Source organism: Candidatus Chloroploca asiatica, from assembly GCF_002532075.1.
Classification (GTDB): Bacteria; Chloroflexota; Chloroflexia; order Chloroflexales; family Chloroflexaceae; genus Chloroploca; species Chloroploca asiatica.
Genome location: NZ_LYXE01000126.1, coordinates 1 through 15,780 on the forward strand (window position 1 = coordinate 1; position 15,780 = coordinate 15,780).

Consider the following 15,780-nt stretch of genomic DNA (forward strand, 5'->3'; position numbering starts at 1 on the left):
GGCGTAGGGGCACGGCTTGCCCGTGCCCGTACGGGGGCGCGGCGGTGGGGGCGTGCCCGGCGGGGGCGTGTCCGGCGGGGGCGTGTCCGGCGTAGGGGCACGGCTTGCCCGTGCCCGTACGGGGGCGCGGCGGTGGGGGCGTGCCCGGCGGGGGCGTGTCCGGCGTAGGGGCACGGCTTGCCCGTGCCCGTACGGGGGTGCGGGGCGCAGGCGACAATCACAAATGTGCAATTTGCAATCGCCCCAGCGAGCTTCAAGGCACCGGAGTTTCAGTTAACGTCGCCCGTGCTGCTTCAAAGAGGCTGATGAGACCGCGTGCAGTTTCGGCGGCGCGAAACTGTGGATTCCAGGCTTCGCCGGCGAGGACATCGCTGATCACAAAGCCAGCGGCGATCTCGACCTGGCGGAGGTGGGCAACGGCAAAGAGGGCCGCTGTCTCCATTTCGACGGTTAAGACACCCTCTTGTTGATAGTGGGCAATCTCGGCGCGGGTCTCGCGAAAGGGCGCATCGGTTGTCCAGGTTGAACCGCGGGGCGGCGTGAGGCCATGCTGGTGCAGGGCCGCGGCGAAGTCTTCGGTCAACTGGTGCGCAGGGAGGGCTGGGGCGTGCGGGTCGGCCAGGTAGTGATGTGAGACACCCTCGTCGCGTATTGCCGCAGTGCAGATCGTCAGGTCGCCCACGGTCAGATGGGGGGCAAGGCCCCCTGCGGTGCCAATGTTGAGAAAACGACGTACGCCCATTGCCACGAGCAACTCCATTGTCATCGCCGCGGCGGGTGCGCCAATGCCAAATTCAGCCGCGAGCACGACTGAGCCCCCGGTCGAAGGGAGCGGATAGAGCATCCCGGTCACACAAGGAATGCGTGATGGTTGTTCGGTATCCACGACATGGCGTAAGAGGGTGCGCTGGTAACAAAAAATGGCTGCGGCGGGCTGCAAAGAGCCAGGGGCAAGTCCGACGTTGCGGAAGTAGTCGAGGTGATCCTCGGGGCTGAAATGGGCTGGTGAGGCGTGTTTCGCGGGGTGCCGCGGAATGGGCATAGTGTGTCTCCTTTTTGCAACCTACCCTTCTAGTATAGCCTTTGTTGCGAAGAGAGGCAATGAGGCTTGACAGCTTGACGCTTGCCCGCTATGATGGTGTCTGTTAGACACTAATAGCGAGGGGGCGTCATGCGACCAGAGGATCGGCGTACGGCTGAAGGCATTCTCTTTACGGATCAGTATCAACTTAGCATGGCCCAGCTCTATTTTCGCCAGGGCTTGCATGAGCAGACCGCGCAATTCGATCATTTTTTTCGGCGCTATCCTGATTATGGTCTGCATGCCGCCGGTTATTGCATCAGTGCCGGGCTCGCCTGGCTGGTTGACTGGATGCAAGAGGTGTCCTTTCGCGAGGAAGATCTCGCCTATTTGCGTGCGCAGCGCAACGCGACGGGCGGCCAGCTTTTTGGTGACGATTTTCTGGCCTACCTGAAGGGCTGTGGTGGCTTTGACAGTCTTAGCCTCTGGGCGATTCCCGAGGGGCGGGTGGTGCATCCTGGGGTGCCGTTGAGCATTGTGCGAGGGCCGCTCGCCATGGCGCAGATCCTCGAAACGGCGTTGCTGAATCAGCTCAATTACCAGACGCTGATTGCGACCAAAGCCGCCCGCATCCGTGAAGTGAGCCGGGCGAGCATGGTGCTCGAGTTCGGGTTGCGGCGGGGCCAGGAGCGCGGCGCGAATGCGGGTACACGGGCAGCGCTGATTGGCGGGGCCGACTTTACCTCGAATGTTGGGCTTTCGAGTACGCTCGGTGTGCCGCCCAAAGGCACCCATGCCCACTCGCTCGTGCAGGTCTTTCTGGCCCTTGGGTCGAGTGAACTGGACGCCTTTCGCGCCTATGCCGAGGTCTATCCTGATGATTGCCTCTTGCTGGTTGATACGCTCAATACGCTTGAGAGTGGCGTGCCGAATGCCATCCGTGTCTTTGAGGAACTGCGGGCGAAGGGGCATCGTCCAGTGGGCATTCGCCTCGACTCGGGCGACCTGGCCTATCTCGCGATCCAGTCGGCTCTCTTGCTTGACCGGGCGGGCTTCCCCGAGACGGCGATTGTGCTTTCGAGCGATCTTGATGAACTGGTGATCTGGCAGATTCAGACGCAGATTGTCGAGGAGGCGCGGCGCTATGCGGCTGATGCCGACGCGATTCTGCGGCGTCTGGTGTATGGGGTTGGAACCCGGTTGGTGACATCGCATGGTGAAGGTGCGCTGGGGGGCGTTTACAAACTGGTAGCGATGCAGCAGGGTGGAACGTGGCGACCGGCGATCAAGTTGGCTGACACGCCTTCCAAAATGACTAATCCGGGGCTCAAACAGGCCTGGCGGCTCTATGATGATCGTGGGCAGGCAACAGCCGACCTCTTGACGCTGGAGGAAGAAAATCCGACGAAGGCCGGGCAGCTTGTCTTGCGGCATCCGAACGATCATACTCAGCAACGCATTCTGGAACGGGCGGCATTGCGGGCCATTGAGCCGCTGCTGGTCAAGGTGCTGGATCAAGGACGGCTTGTCGCGCCGTTGCCGACGCTTGAGGCGATCAGGGCGCAGCGCGATCATGACATTGCCGGCCTTGATGTGGGGGTACGGCGCATTATGAATCCGCACATTTACCACGTCTCGTTATCGCAGCCCCTGTGGGATCTCAAGCAGGAGTTGCTTGCGCAGTTGAGGCAAAGTCTATGAAGAAGCCCGTTGTTTTTTTGACCCGCCGTTTGCCAACGGCAGCCATGGAGATGCTCGCGGCGGCGTGTACCATTACCCTCTGGGATGACGAGGTGCGCCCGTGCCCACGTGAGGCCTTGTTGAACGGGGTCGCCGAGGCCGAGGGGCTCTTGTCGCTGCTCACGGATCGCGTTGACGAAGAGTTGCTGGCTGCGGGGCCTCATCTGCGGATAGTGGCCAACATGGCGGTTGGCTATGACAATATTGATCTTGCGGCATGCCGGAGGCGGGGGGTGACGGTGAGCAACACCCCTGGCGTCTTGACGGAAACAACGGCGGATCTGGCGTGGGCGCTGATGCTTGCCGCCGCACGGCGGATTGTCGAGGGGCAGAAGTTGATCGAAGCGGGCGGATGGGGCCCGTGGTACCCAATGCAGATGGTCGGGGTGGACATCTATGGTAGCAGGCTTGGCGTGGTAGGTGCCGGACGCATCGGCCAGGCCGTGTTGCGGCGGGCGCAAGGGTTTGGCATGGCTCTGAGCTACCATAACCGCACTCCCAACTCTGTTGTCGAAGCTACCACCGGGGCGACCTACCTTGCCCTTGATGAACTGCTGAGCAGCAGTGACGTTGTGGTGGTAACGGTACCGTTGAGTGACGAAACCAGGGGCATGTTCGGGGCACGCGAATTTGCCTTGATGAAGCCGACGGCGATCTTTGTCAATGTCGCGCGCGGGCCAATTGTGCGCGAGGCCGAACTGGTGGCAGCCCTGCAAGCCGGACGTCCGCAGGCTGCCGGCATTGATGTCTTTGAGCGTGAACCAATTGGCCCTGATCACCCTCTGTTGCGCCTGCCCAACTGTGTTGCGGTGCCGCACATCGGGAGTGCGACCGTCGGGACGCGCACTCGGATGGCGACGCTCGCCGCCGAGAATCTGGTAGCGGTACTGACGGGCAAAGCGGCACCGTCGTTGCTGAACCTGTGAGGGAGAGAGGGGCCGCAAAGGGGGCATCTGTCATCCCGTGTGCGTGGGAACGACATAGTGGGCGTAGAGTGGCGCGGCGTGCGGCGGCGGCCATGGGGCGTGCGGCGAGGCGTGGGGCATCAGCCCGAGATGGCAACCGGGTGGTGGGCAGTTTCGTAGCGCCGTATTCCGGTGGCAGGGGTCTCTGCGGGAAACCTGCCAGGTGCGCGCCGTAGTGATCCTGGGGATACCGGGGCCATGTCCCGGCGCACACCTGGCAGGCCTGACGGGGATCGCCCGTCAACCGCATTACGACCCATGCATGGGCAACTTGGTCAGGAAGGTTGCCCATGAGAGCGTCTGAACAAGGCGGGGCTCGCCGGGTGCGTAGATGAGGCGGGGGGCAACACAGAAGCAGGTATAGAGCGGATCAGTGTTGGGTGCCTCTGGGTGCTCTGGCATCATCAAGGCGGTATCGCGCAACGTGGCCTGATCAACAAACCCGTGTGTACGAGGGAAGTATGGTTTTAAGAACGTCATAACCCTTCTCCTTCTTTCTCCAGTTGACCACTCGCGCTTGAAACGAGTACCCAGACTGTGCTAGAGTGTGTTGGGTTGACATGCTTAGGATACCATGATCAAGAGGAAAATGCTACTACCACAGATGCGGTTCTGGCTGTTGATGTTGCTGCTGGTGTTGATGCTCTTGTTGACCAGTTGCACTCCCTTTGTGGCTGCCCAGCGACGCGATCCTCCCCCAGTTCCTGACCTGTTGGCGCCAGCGGCACTGGCTGTGGTGCAGCCTTCGACTGTTGTTGCCGAGTACGAGACAGCATCTGCTGACCGGCAAGCTAAACCAACGCCGACGCCAACCGCTGCCCTGTTTGCGGACGATCCCTTTGTGGCGGCCCAGGTCGCGGCGATGTTGCCTGCGTACGTGACTGATCTTGAACAGGCTGCGGCGTGGGAGCGTTACACCATTGTGGCGGCGCTGAGCCCTGGCGAGCAGCGCGTGCGTGGAAGGATGCAGGTTCTCGTCACGAATCGTACCGCAACACCGCATCCACGGCTTGTGTTTCATCTCTATCCAAACCATCCTGATTTTGGCGGGCGACTTGATGTGACGTCGGCGACGATCAATGGTGTGCCGGTGGCGTCGGGGACGGCCTATGATGACAGTCTTTTCTGGCTAGAACTGGCCCAACCGTTGCTGCCGGGGGCGACGGTTGAGGTGGAAATGAGCTTTGTGGCGCGGACGCCGCGCAATGCGAGTGCGCGAACCTTCGGGGCCTTCAACCAGGAAGCCGGCCTCTGGTCGATGGCGAATTTTTACCCGATCCTGGCGCGTCAAAGGCCTGAGGGTGGTTGGGACGAGCGCCCGATCGAGAGTCGGGGCGATTTTGTGGTGAGCAGTACCGCTCTGTATGATGTCACCATTGATGTACCGGTCGAGTGGACGCTGGTGACGACAGGGGTCGGGGTGGCGCGTGAAGCCGTCACTCCAGGCGTGCGGCGCGAGCGTTTTGTGAGTGGCCCGCAGCGCGAATTTTATCTGGGGGCAACCCGTGGGTTGGCGCAGGTCAGTAGCGACGTCGCTGGGACACGTATTATTAGCCACTATCAACCGGCGCATGCTGAGGCGGGCAAGCGGGCGTTGCAGGTGACTGAACAGGCGCTGCGGATCTTCAATGCACGGTATGGCCAATATCCGCTCGCTGAACTTGAAGTGATTGAAGGGGCGATGACCACTTTCCTGGGGATGGAGTACCCAGGGGTTGTCTTGATTGATCAGCAACTCTATGCCCGCAATGCGCGGGGGCTCGAAACGACGGTGGCGCATGAAATTGCCCATCAGTGGTGGTACAGTCTGGTTGGCAACGATGCGCAGGGCGAAGCCTGGCTGGATGAAGGTATGGCGAGCTACGCACAAATTCTGTATTATGAGGGTATCGGTGCGTTTGATGTTGCCTTGAGCGAGCTCGAAGGGTTTCGTGACATGTACCGTCAGGTACGCGAGCGAGGGCGCGATGTCCCGTTGGCAACCCCACCCTCGGAACTCAGGGGCATCTATGTGCCGATTGTCTATGGCAAAGGGGCGCTCTTCTTCCACGCCTTGCGTGCGGAGATCGGTGAAGCGGCGTTTACCCGGTTTCTCCAGAACTACTATGCGTTTGGGCGCTACCGTGATCTCGTTGGCGACGACCTGTTGCGGGTGGCCGAAGAAGCCTGTGGCTGTGATCTGGATCGGTTGTATCGTGATTGGGTTTTGACGGCAGCGCCTGTTCTTTAGTGGGCCTGCGATGCCCAAATCTGACCTCTTACAACGGGGCACCCGCAAGGGGTGCCCGTACACCGGGATCGGCCCCGCCCCGGTACGGGCACCCCTTGCGGGTGCCCTTGCGGGTGCCCTTGCGGATGGCCCGCCCCGGTAGGGGCACCCCTTGCGGGTGCCCTTGCGGGTGCCTTGGCGGGGTGCATACACGGAAGATGCAATCGCCCTGCAAATACTATCCCCAGGGTTAGGGTTGGTCGGTGGCGGTGATGGTATGGTTTGATCAGGATTCTGTCTAGTTATGGAGTTTGCAATGATGCGAATGAAAACACTTGGCTTTGCCCTTTTGCTTGCCTTTGCCATGATCGCGACGCTGTTTGGTCCTGGACATCCGGTGGCGCTTGCTCAGAGCGATGAGCGCTGTTTTGCCGAGACGGGCTATTGTATTCGTGGCACGATTCGTGAATACTGGGAACAGAATGGCGGTCTGGCGGTCTTTGGGTTGCCGCTTGGCCCCCAGCAGGCGATGATGGGCGAAGATGGGGTCACGCGTCAGGCGCAGTGGTTTGAGCGCCACCGCCTTGAAATCCATCCGGAGAATGCGGCCCCGTACAATGTGTTGCTTGGGCGCATCGGGGTGGATACGCTTGGACGCCAGGGCCGCGATTGGCAAAGCTTCCCGCGCCCTGATAGCGCAGCCGAAGCCGATGCCGAGCGCTGTGCGCTCTTCCGCGAGACAGGCTTCATCGTTTGTGACGAATTTCTGACCGCGTTTCGGAGCTATGGCCTGAACTTTGCCGGGCGCCCTGGGATCACGTTTGAAGAGAGCCTCGCCCTCTTTGGCTATCCCATTTCGCAGCCGATGACCGAGGTCATTGAGGGCAAAGCGTATACGGTGCAGTGGTTTGAGCGGGCGCGCTTCGAGTTGCACCCCGAAAATCGGCCACCGTTCAATGTGCTGTTTGGGCGCCTTGGTGCCGAGACGATTGAGGCTCCGGCAATGGCTCTCCAGCGTGGACCGTGGCAACTGGTGGCCTTTGGCAATGTCAATGCGCCGCAGGCGGCGTACGCTGGTCAGGCTTCCACGCTTGCCTTTGATGGTTCGCGTGCGAGCGGCTCGACCGGGTGCAATACCTTTGGTGGAGCGTATACGGTCAATAACAATCAACTGAGCTTTGGCCCGCTTATTTCGACCTTGATTGCCTGTGCCGAGCCGACGTTGGATGCGCAGGAGCAAGCGATCTTTGCGGGACTGCAAGATGTGCGTTCGTTCACATTGGCGGGCAACGATCTGCGGATTAGCTATGATGACGGGCGGCAGGCCCTGGTCTATCGGAATATCGGTGCGGCAGCGCTCGAGGCCGGCGCGTGGCAACTGGTTGCGTTTGGCGATACCAATGCGCCTCGTCCTGCTGCTGAAGAGCCTGCGACGATCATGTTTGATGGGATGCGTGTGATGGGTCGCACGGGTTGTAACAACTTCAATGGGGGCTACAGCCTGGACGGGACGACCGTGACCTTCCAGCCGCTGGCAACGACGCTGGCATTGTGTACGAGCGATACGCTGGCGGCGCAAGAGCAGGCGGTGCTGGCGGCGTTGCAGGGTGCGCGGCCATTTACCATTGTCAACAACGAGTTGCGCATTGCCTATGATCAGGGTCGCCAGACGCTGGTCTATCGCCCGAGTGCGAGTCGGCAGAGTGTGGTAAGTGGCACCGTGACGTACCTGCCACGGATTGCCCTGTTGCCCAACGCGATTGTTCAGGTACAACTGGTGGATATCTCGCGGGCCGATGCTCCGGCGGTGGTCTTGGCGAGTGATACCTATGTTTCGGGTGGGCAGCAGGTACCTCTGCCCTTTGTGTTGCCCTTCAATCCGGCGCAGATCAACCCGGCCTACACCTATGCGGTGCAGGCGCGGATCACGATTGATGGTCAACTTCGCTTTATCTCGACGACCCAGAACCTGGTGATTACCCGGAACAACCCAACGACGCTTGAGGTTCTGGTGAGTCCGGTGTAAGATGGCTCAAGGGCGTACGCCCTTCGGCTGAGGTTTGGGGTTCCAACCCCCAGGATAGCACGCGCACAAAAGCCAGCATAGCTGGCTTTTGTGCGCGTGCAGAAGCGATGAGTAGGGCGCGAGACGCTTACGTTCACGTGCAAGGCCAGCGGCCCGTGGCCTTGTGCGTGAACCCAAGACCAAGGAGGAAGGTATGCGTGATGCACGTGGATCAGCAACCCCTTCGGCGCAGACGATTCTGGCTGAGGTTGGGGGGGCGATCCTGGGCGGAATACTTGGCGCAGTCGTGATTGGCGGGGCGATCTATCTGGTCGCGGGATTGCTGTTCGCGCAGCAACTCGGCATGGGTTTGCTGACCGTGGGCGTGCTCGGGGCTTCCTTTGGCTTTGGCGTTGGGGCCGGCCTGGGCACGGCGCTTGTTGGGCGAGCGTTTCAACAGGGGGGCAACCTCTGGCTGGCCCCGGTTGCGGGGGGCCTCTCGGCGGTGATCGCCCTCTTTGGGATGCGTTTGCTCAACCTGGGTGGTCTGGGTGAACTGTTGATCGTGGGTCTGCTGCTGCCGCTGGTAGTGGTGGTGGTGGTCTATAACCTGCAAACGCGGCGCTGAGCTGCTGCTGAGCCAAACCTGTGCAAAACCTGCGTAATTTACGCGGGTTTTGCTTTTTTTGGCCCCAGGGTATTGACAAAGCCTGTGCATCGCGGTATACTCTTCCTGACCGGTCGGTAAGATTTGGGAATTTTATCGCTTTATATGTTTACTGACCGGTAAGGAAGGTTTCGATTGATGCAAGACTTCGAGCCAGTAAGTAGCCCGACTGCGGTCAAGATTGTTGATGCTGCAAGCAACCTCTTTTTGCAGCGTGGCTACAAGGCTGTTTCGATTAACGACATTATCAGAGAGGCTGACGTTACCAAGCCGACGCTCTACTACTACTTTGCCGACAAAGAGGCCCTGTTTGTGCAGATGGGGTTGCGGGTGCTGGCCGAGATGGGTGAACGGTTGCGGTATGCGGCGGCAACGCCAGGTGCGCTGGCTGAACGTCTGGTTGCCGTGGCGGCTGTTTTGATGGCCAACCGCGATACCGATATGCGCCTGATGCGCCACGAAATGGCGGCACACTTGGGGCCGGGGCACCGGGCGATGCTTGGCCGGGCCTTTTACGCGCAACTCTTTGTCCCGATTGTCGGGGTGATGGAGGCTGGCCTGGCTGATGGTGAACTGGCGCGCTATAGCGCGTTGACGCTTGCCAAGATGTTTATGGGCATGGCCGAGGCGTTTCAGGAGTTTGCCCCACGTACGCTGGAGGGTTGGGAACATCAGTCGGAAACAGTTTTTGGGACATCTGATCTTAATTTACATACTCTTGTTGATCTTTTTTTACATGGTGTTGGCATAACGAAGGAATAATACATGACCACGCTTCCTCAATCGCGTTCAACTAGTCGCCGCCGTCTTTCCATTGCGGCCATTATTGCCGGTATCCTTGTTGTGGCTCTGCTTGCCACCCTAGGTTTTCGTACCTTTGCGGCTGGTCAAGCTGATCCGTTGGCAACAACAACGCTTGCGCCGGTGACGCGCAGTGATCTGCGGCTTGGCGTGAGTGCGACTGGCTCGGTCGAGCCGCGGGTGCAGGCCAATCTCGCGTTTGGCCTGGCGAGTGGGCGGGTGGTCGAGGTACTGGTCTCAACCGGTGAGCGTGTGGCCGCTGGCGATATGCTCGTGCGGCTTGATGATCGTCAGTTGACGGCGGCGCGTGATGCAAGTGCTGCGGCCCTGGCCCGTGCCGAAGCCGATCTGATTGCAGTGAAAGAGGGCGCGACCGAGGCACAGATTGCCGAAGCAATGGCCCAGATCCAGGCGGCCCAGGGCAATCTGGTGCAGACGCAGGGGAGTGTCACGGCTGCTGATATCAATGCGGCCCGTGCGGCAGTCGAAGAGGCCCGCGCACGGCTCGCGGTGATCGAGGCTGGCCCGCGGAATGACGCTCGTACCCGTGCAGCCTCGACGCTTGCCGAAACGCAGGCTGATCTTGAGCGTCAACGCAGTACCCTTTCGGCTGCCAAAGAGCAGGCTAGCAAGAATGTTGAAACCCGCGCGAATGTGGTGCGTAATGCGCAGAGCGCCTATAGCACTGCCTACTGGGATCTCGAGCACGTCAAGACCTACGAGACCGATCCGCGTACACTCCGCTCTTTGACTGATGCGCAGGCCCAGGATTATGTGGTTGCGCTTGAACGGGCGACGCTGGCCCTCACCGACGCCGAAGCGGCGCTACGTCAGGCCGATGTTGAATATCAGAATGCTATCCAGAACGAGATCAGTGGGCTTGCCAGTGCCGAAGCGCGTGTGCGGGCCGCCCAGACTGACCTTGACACCCTGTTGACCGGTGCCGAGGCTGATGTGCGGGCTTCGGCGCGCGCCCAACTTTCGCGGGCCGAGGCTGAACTGGCCCGTTTGACGGGGGCGCAGCGCAGCGGGGCCATTGCCGCGCAGGCCGGGAACGTTGAGGCGGCCCGTGCGCGTTTTGAGCAACTGACGGCTGATCCACAAGCGAGTAACCTTGCCCGGGCCGAGGCAGGTGTGGCGCAGGCACGTGCGCAGCTTGACCAGGCCCAGATCCAGCTTGACGATACAATCTTGCGGGCACCGTTTGATGGTGTGGTGGCCTCGCTCAATGTTGCCCCCGGCGAGACTGTTGGCAACACGATCCCGCTGGTCTTGATTGATATCAGTCGCTTTCTGGTCAAAGTGACCGTTGACGAAGTTGATATTGCTCGTGTTCAGCTTGGGCAGAACGTGCAGGTGCTGATTGATGCCCTGGGTGAGACCCTCCCGGGGACGGTCGTGAGCCTTGAGTCGCTTCCGCAGAGTGGGAGCAGTGTCACCGCCTATCAGGTGACGGTCGAAATTGACCCTGCCGATAGTGCGCTCAAGCCTGGCATGACGGCGAGTGCGACGATTGTGGCTGCCGAGCGGAGCGACGTGCTGACGGTGCCAACGAGCGCGGTGCGCAGCGAGGGTACTCAGCAGGTGGTGCGCGTGGTGGTGACTGATGCCAATGGCGAGCGCACCATTGAAGAGCGGACCGTCGAGGTGGGCCTGCGCACGAGTGAGCGGGTCGAGATTGTTGGTGGTCTGGTTGAGGGTGATGAGGTTGTTCTAAACTAGAAAGCATCAGGTCAGATGACTACCGATTATATAACACGACCAATTGTGCGGATCGAGCAGATGGTCAAAGACTTTCCGACGGGCGATGGTATGTTCCGTGCCCTTGATGATGTCTCGGTCACGATCAACCAGGGCGAGATGGTGGCGATCATGGGACCGTCAGGGAGCGGCAAGAGCACGCTGATGACCCTGATTGGGCTCCTTGATACTCCGACCTCGGGAAGCTACATCCTCGATGATCAGGACGTAAGCAACCTGAGTCGGCTGGAGCAGGCGCGGGTGCGCAATCAGAAACTCGGCTTTGTCTTTCAGAACTTTAACCTCTTGCCACGGTTGACTGCGTTGCAGAACGTCGAATTGCCGATGGTCTACGGGCGGGTTGATGGGCGTGAGCGGCGTCGCAAAGCGCAGGCTGCGCTTGAGGCCGTTGGACTGGGGCATAAGATTGATAATTTGCCCGGCACGCTTTCGGGTGGGCAGAAGCAACGGGTTGCCATTGCCCGGGCACTTGTCCACAACCCGGCGATCATTCTGGCGGACGAGCCAACCGGTGCGCTTGACACCCGCACCGGGGCCGAGATTATGGCGCTATTTCGCGAACTCAACCGTGACGAAGGGCGCACGATTGTGATTGTGACCCACGATCCTGAAATTGGGCGTCATATGGATCGCGTCATCGGCCTGCGTGATGGCCGCCTCGCCGAAAATATTCTGACCGAATACTATGGCGTCGAGGTCTTTGAGCAGGTGGAGCGTGAGCATCACCTTGAGCCCGTGCCCGTGCCGGTGCCCGTTCCTGTCAACCGCAACGTGTAAGCCCACTTACCGTTGCGCAGGGCGCATTGTCGCCCTGAGTACCAAATAGCCGGCGGGCTAGCAGTGCCCGTCAGACCGCACAGGTCTTCAAGACCTGTGCGGTCTCAAGTAAGTAAGCGCCAGTAGGCCACAGAAGAGGAAAAGAAAATCTATGCTCAAAGAGCAAATTGGTATGGCCTTTGATAGTTTGCGGGCCAATAAATTTCGTTCCTTGCTGACGATGCTCGGCATTATTATTGGCGCTGGGACGTTGGTTGCCGTTTTATCACTTGGCAACGCCTTGCAGAGCAGCGTCTTCGAGCAATTCATCGATCTTGGCACCCGGCGCGTTGCGGTACTGCCGGGCGATCCCAATGCGAAGGGGGCGCGCAACGTTCCCGGCTATGGCTTGCTCTCGATCCAGGATTATCAGGTGCTCGAAGAGATGGCGGCGCAGCGGCCTGACCTCTTTCGCCTGGTTGTTCCCGAGGTTGCCATTAGTACGAATGTCCGCGCTGGAACAACGGCGGTGCAGGCATTGCTGGTTGGCACCAACGAAGACTATAAAGCGGTCCAGACGGTGCCGATGCTCGCCGGGCGTTTTTTGACGGCGGAAGACGAGGCGGCGGGGGCGCGGGTTGGCGTGGTTGGTTACCTCGTTGCCCGTGATCTCTTTGGGGCCGATGAAGAAGCGTTGAAGGCTGCGCTTGGGCGTACGGTTGAGATCAACGGCCAACCGATTACCGTGATTGGCATTGTTGGTAGCAATGGTGGCCCTTTTTCGACCGACGGTCGGGTCTTTGCGCCGGTCAGTACGGTACGCCTGCGCTTGATTGGCAACCTTGACCTTCCGGGTCGGGGCCTAGAGATGAGCAGCATCCTAATTGGCATCACGAGCGAGCAGATTGTTGATGAGGCCGAGACGTTGATTGTGAGTGCCCTGCGGACGTCACGTGAGGTACCACCTGAAGCGATTGACGATTTCAGCCTCAACCTGCCGACGCAGGCGCTTGGGGTGCTGGCGGGCATCAACGGCGCGATCACTGGTTTCATCGCCCTGGTTGCCGGAATCAGCCTGGTGGTGGGTGGCATTGGCATTATGAATATTATGCTCGTTGCCGTCACCGAACGCACCCGTGAGATCGGGGTACGCAAAGCGCTGGGGGCCTCGGATGGCGATGTGCTCGGGCAATTTGTGTTGGAAGCGCTGGCGCTGAGCTTGGTAGGGAGCTTAATTGGCATTGCTGGTGCCATTAGCATTGTGCTCTTGATTGGCCTGGCGACCGGCATTGCCGCCGCGATCTCGTGGACAGCCGTGGTCATCGCGCTCGTCTTCGCAGTCTTTGTCGGTCTCGGTTTTGGCTTGTATCCGGCACGCCGTGCCGCGATGCTTCAGCCGATTGAGGCGCTGCGTTACGAGTAAGGGTATTTTTGCGCAGCACAAAAGCCCGCTATGCGGGCTTTTGTGCTGCGCGAAACACCTCTCCCCGCTGACAGGGGCAAGATGACAATTCCTTCATGGTCGTCTCACGAGGGAATTTTGTGCTATACTGCGTTCTATCACTTGCAACTCCTGGCTGTCCCCAATCTATAGCGCATTCCCTTGCCGGGGAGTGTAGATACTCAATGGTGATCGAATCTACGCAGGAGGTCTGAGTACGATGACGGTCATGCTCAATCTTGAGTTGTTTGGGCACACTCGCATCACGTACGGCGGCAAGCAGGTCACAGGTTTTGTTTCCAATAAAGCCGAAGCATTGCTCTGTTATCTGGCTATTACAGGCGAGGCGCACTCGCGTGACGATCTGGCAGCCCTGCTTTGGAGTGAGATGCCAGAAGCCGAAGCCAAGGCAAATTTGCGGGTTGTGTTGTGTAATTTACGCCAGCTTTTTCCCGAGCATATGCAGATCAATCGCAAGACAGTTGCGTTGCGAACTGATGAGGCTTGCTGGATTGATGCTTTGCTCTTTCAACGCTCGGTGCAAACGTACGATGCGACCCGCAGCGATGCGATGAGTGTGTTGCGCGATGTGGTCGCACTTTATCACGGCGATCTGTTGCACGGGCTGCAACCACGTGGTGCGTTGCTCTTCGAGGAGTGGCTGCTGCTCCAGCGTGAGCATATGCGTCAGTTGATGATGCAGAGTTGTTATGCGTTAGCCCAATATCATATGCAGTGCGCCGAATATACCGAGGCACTGCACTATACGATCCGCTTGCTGAAGCTCGAACCCTGGCACGAAGAGGCGCACCGTTATGCCATGCTGCTCTTGGCGTTGAGTGGGCAGCGTAGTGCGTCGCTTGCGCAGTATAAAACGTGTGAGCAGATTCTTGGGCGCGAACTCGGCATTGAGCCGGAAGAAGAGACGAAAAGCCTCTACCACCGTATTCTCGCAGGGGAAGTTACGCCTGCACCAGCACGCAGGCCACTCACCATGACCGCAAGCGCCCCTCGTTTGCTGCCGCTCCCCTTTGTCGGGCGCGGTGCTGATTTTCTCTGGCTAAGAGAGCAGTACGACCTCGTGCAGCGTGGGTGCGGTCGTTTTACTTTGATCCACGGGGTGGCCGGGATTGGCAAGACTTGTCTGGTTGAGCAGTTCTTGCATTTTATTTCGGGAACCGGGTCGCTGGTGCTGCGGGCACGCTGTGAGCGTTTTCATCAGGCGGTACCTTTTCAGCCGGTGGTTGATGTGCTGCGGGCTGGTTTCCAGACCAACCCGGAATTGTTCCAGCATCTACCTGAGCATTGGCAATTGGCTTTGCGTCAGTTGTTGCCCGAGATGCGTGCGTTGACGCCGGGTGTGCCTGAAGCCTACACGATGGTGCCGGTGTTTGAGCGGCAGGCCCTCTTTGAAGCTGTATCGGTCTGCTTTGCTGAGCTCGAACGCCACTATGGTGAGGTCGTGCTCTGGTTTGACGATTTGCACTACGCTGACGGTGCAACGATTGATCTCCTCAACTACCTGACCCGTCATTGTCAGCAGGCCCGTATCTGGTATCTCGGGGCATACCGTTCCGAGTTGCTTGATGTGGCGCATCCACTGCAGCACCTTGCCTCGCGCCTGCGTCGTAGTGATGGCCTGGCGGTGTGCGAACTCGGCCTCCTGCACGAGGGGGCGATCAAGAAGCTGGTGGAGAGCCTGCCCGGGCTTGATGCGACGGCGAGGACGCTGCTGGCGGCGACGTTGGCTGAGGTGTCAGGGGGCAATCCATTTCTGCTCTCGCAGGTCGTTACGCAGCTTGTTGAGCACAAGATACTCGTACGCCACAATGAGGGCTGGTTTCTGCATCCCCAGCAACTTGTCCATGCGCAGGAGTATATTTCACCGGAGCTTCAGGCATTGTTGATGGAGCAGGTCGGTCGTTTGCCCGATGAGGCGCAGAGGCTACTCCAGCTTGCCGCGGTCTCTGGTCAATCATTTAGTTTGAGTTTGATGGCGAAAGCGTTTGAAAGCGATCATCACGCGATTATGCGGATGATGCAACCGCTGCTTGCCTTCGATCTTGTGCGGGAAGTACCGACCGTGGCGTTGATGCAGGAGGGGCTGACGCAAGGCGAGGTGGAGTGGATGGAATATGTGGGCAATGTGCGCTACACGTTTGCCTCGCCGCTCATCTGGCGTGCGATTGTGCAGAGTTTGCCTCCCGGCGATCGCCGCCGCCTCGCCGAACAGGTTGCTCAGGCTCATCGCATTGCCCCTCGCTTTATACGAACCCCGATCCTTGCCCATCAGCATCAGACCCTCAGAACCACCAACCATAATCGCCGAACGATTATGGCGTTACCGAAAGATCTGAAGGTATTTGGGGAATAAGTGCGATAATGTGTTAAGGGCAAGAAAAAAGCCAGCTCTG

The 15,780-nt window shown here is 59.5% G+C and carries 12 protein-coding genes; 10 read left to right on the forward strand and 2 right to left on the reverse strand.

Going from position 1 to position 15,780, the window contains the following annotated elements; translation table 11 throughout:
* Nucleotides 1-253: 253 nt before the first annotated feature.
* Nucleotides 254-1,042 carry a nucleoside phosphorylase gene (locus A9Q02_RS16330; protein ID WP_097654154.1) on the reverse strand — a complete coding sequence of 263 codons (789 nt, stop codon included), beginning with the start codon at nt 1,040-1,042 and terminating at the stop codon, nt 254-256.
* Nucleotides 1,043-1,171: 129 nt separating this feature from the next.
* Here A9Q02_RS16330 and A9Q02_RS16335 point away from each other — a divergent pair, with 129 nt between their 5' ends.
* Together A9Q02_RS16335 and A9Q02_RS16340 are read left to right on the forward strand one after the other, a co-directional pair.
* A complete protein-coding gene (locus A9Q02_RS16335) occupies nt 1,172-2,722 on the forward strand; it encodes a nicotinate phosphoribosyltransferase (RefSeq protein ID WP_097654155.1) in 1,551 nt (516 codons plus the stop codon).
* Nucleotides 2,719-3,687 (forward strand): 2-hydroxyacid dehydrogenase, encoded by a 969-nt coding sequence (locus tag A9Q02_RS16340; RefSeq protein ID WP_097654156.1) that lies wholly within the window; start codon nt 2,719-2,721, stop codon nt 3,685-3,687. Before A9Q02_RS16335 ends, A9Q02_RS16340 begins: the two co-directional genes overlap by 4 nt.
* A 288-nt stretch (nt 3,688-3,975) precedes the next feature.
* Here A9Q02_RS16340 and A9Q02_RS16345 read toward each other — a convergent pair whose 3' ends face one another.
* A complete protein-coding gene (locus A9Q02_RS16345; RefSeq protein WP_097654157.1) occupies nt 3,976-4,206 on the reverse strand; it encodes a hypothetical protein in 231 nt (76 codons plus the stop codon).
* A gap of 109 nt (nt 4,207-4,315) precedes the next feature.
* On the opposite strand from A9Q02_RS16345, the gene A9Q02_RS16350 reads away from it, so the two are divergent.
* The 8 genes from A9Q02_RS16350 to A9Q02_RS16385 all read left to right on the forward strand — a co-directional run bounded on the left by A9Q02_RS16350 (nt 4,316) and on the right by A9Q02_RS16385 (nt 15,740).
* Nucleotides 4,316-5,956 carry a M1 family metallopeptidase gene (locus A9Q02_RS16350; RefSeq protein WP_245860588.1) on the forward strand — a complete coding sequence of 547 codons (1,641 nt, stop codon included), beginning with the start codon at nt 4,316-4,318 and terminating at the stop codon, nt 5,954-5,956.
* A gap of 295 nt (nt 5,957-6,251) precedes the next feature.
* Nucleotides 6,252-7,961 carry an META domain-containing protein gene (locus A9Q02_RS16355; protein WP_141508981.1) on the forward strand — a complete coding sequence of 570 codons (1,710 nt, stop codon included), beginning with the start codon at nt 6,252-6,254 and terminating at the stop codon, nt 7,959-7,961.
* Between the two features lie 193 nt (nt 7,962-8,154).
* Nucleotides 8,155-8,568 (forward strand): hypothetical protein, encoded by a 414-nt coding sequence (locus A9Q02_RS16360; protein ID WP_097654159.1) that lies wholly within the window; start codon nt 8,155-8,157, stop codon nt 8,566-8,568.
* 177 nt (nt 8,569-8,745) lie between these two features.
* Complete coding sequence (locus A9Q02_RS16365; protein WP_097654160.1) at nt 8,746-9,369, forward strand: TetR/AcrR family transcriptional regulator; 624 nt, start codon at nt 8,746-8,748, stop codon at nt 9,367-9,369.
* Between the two features lie 3 nt (nt 9,370-9,372).
* Nucleotides 9,373-11,130, forward strand: a complete 1,758-nt coding sequence (locus A9Q02_RS16370; RefSeq protein ID WP_097654161.1) for an efflux RND transporter periplasmic adaptor subunit — start codon at nt 9,373-9,375, stop codon at nt 11,128-11,130.
* Between the two features lie 15 nt (nt 11,131-11,145).
* On the forward strand, nt 11,146-11,946 hold the full coding sequence (locus tag A9Q02_RS16375; protein ID WP_097654162.1) for an ABC transporter ATP-binding protein: 801 nt from the start codon (nt 11,146-11,148) through the stop codon (nt 11,944-11,946).
* 151 nt (nt 11,947-12,097) lie between these two features.
* A complete protein-coding gene (locus tag A9Q02_RS16380) occupies nt 12,098-13,348 on the forward strand; it encodes an ABC transporter permease (RefSeq protein WP_097654163.1) in 1,251 nt (416 codons plus the stop codon).
* Between the two features lie 238 nt (nt 13,349-13,586).
* A complete protein-coding gene (locus A9Q02_RS16385) occupies nt 13,587-15,740 on the forward strand; it encodes an ATP-binding protein (protein WP_097654164.1) in 2,154 nt (717 codons plus the stop codon).
* The last annotated feature ends 40 nt before the right edge of the window (nt 15,741-15,780 follow it).

What these genes read in the sequence shown, in the direction of transcription:
- A9Q02_RS16330 (WP_097654154.1), bottom strand. Translation starts at nt 1,042, where the DNA reads ATGCCCATTCCGCGGCACCCCGCGAAACACGCCTCACCAGCCCATTTC.
- A9Q02_RS16335 (WP_097654155.1), top strand. Translation starts at nt 1,172, where the DNA reads ATGCGACCAGAGGATCGGCGTACGGCTGAAGGCATTCTCTTTACGGAT.
- A9Q02_RS16340 (WP_097654156.1), top strand. Translation starts at nt 2,719, where the DNA reads ATGAAGAAGCCCGTTGTTTTTTTGACCCGCCGTTTGCCAACGGCAGCC.
- A9Q02_RS16345 (WP_097654157.1), bottom strand. Translation starts at nt 4,206, where the DNA reads ATGACGTTCTTAAAACCATACTTCCCTCGTACACACGGGTTTGTTGAT.
- A9Q02_RS16350 (WP_245860588.1), top strand. Translation starts at nt 4,316, where the DNA reads ATGCTACTACCACAGATGCGGTTCTGGCTGTTGATGTTGCTGCTGGTG.
- A9Q02_RS16355 (WP_141508981.1), top strand. Translation starts at nt 6,252, where the DNA reads ATGATGCGAATGAAAACACTTGGCTTTGCCCTTTTGCTTGCCTTTGCC.
- A9Q02_RS16360 (WP_097654159.1), top strand. Translation starts at nt 8,155, where the DNA reads ATGCGTGATGCACGTGGATCAGCAACCCCTTCGGCGCAGACGATTCTG.
- A9Q02_RS16365 (WP_097654160.1), top strand. Translation starts at nt 8,746, where the DNA reads ATGCAAGACTTCGAGCCAGTAAGTAGCCCGACTGCGGTCAAGATTGTT.
- A9Q02_RS16370 (WP_097654161.1), top strand. Translation starts at nt 9,373, where the DNA reads ATGACCACGCTTCCTCAATCGCGTTCAACTAGTCGCCGCCGTCTTTCC.
- A9Q02_RS16375 (WP_097654162.1), top strand. Translation starts at nt 11,146, where the DNA reads ATGACTACCGATTATATAACACGACCAATTGTGCGGATCGAGCAGATG.
- A9Q02_RS16380 (WP_097654163.1), top strand. Translation starts at nt 12,098, where the DNA reads ATGCTCAAAGAGCAAATTGGTATGGCCTTTGATAGTTTGCGGGCCAAT.
- A9Q02_RS16385 (WP_097654164.1), top strand. Translation starts at nt 13,587, where the DNA reads ATGACGGTCATGCTCAATCTTGAGTTGTTTGGGCACACTCGCATCACG.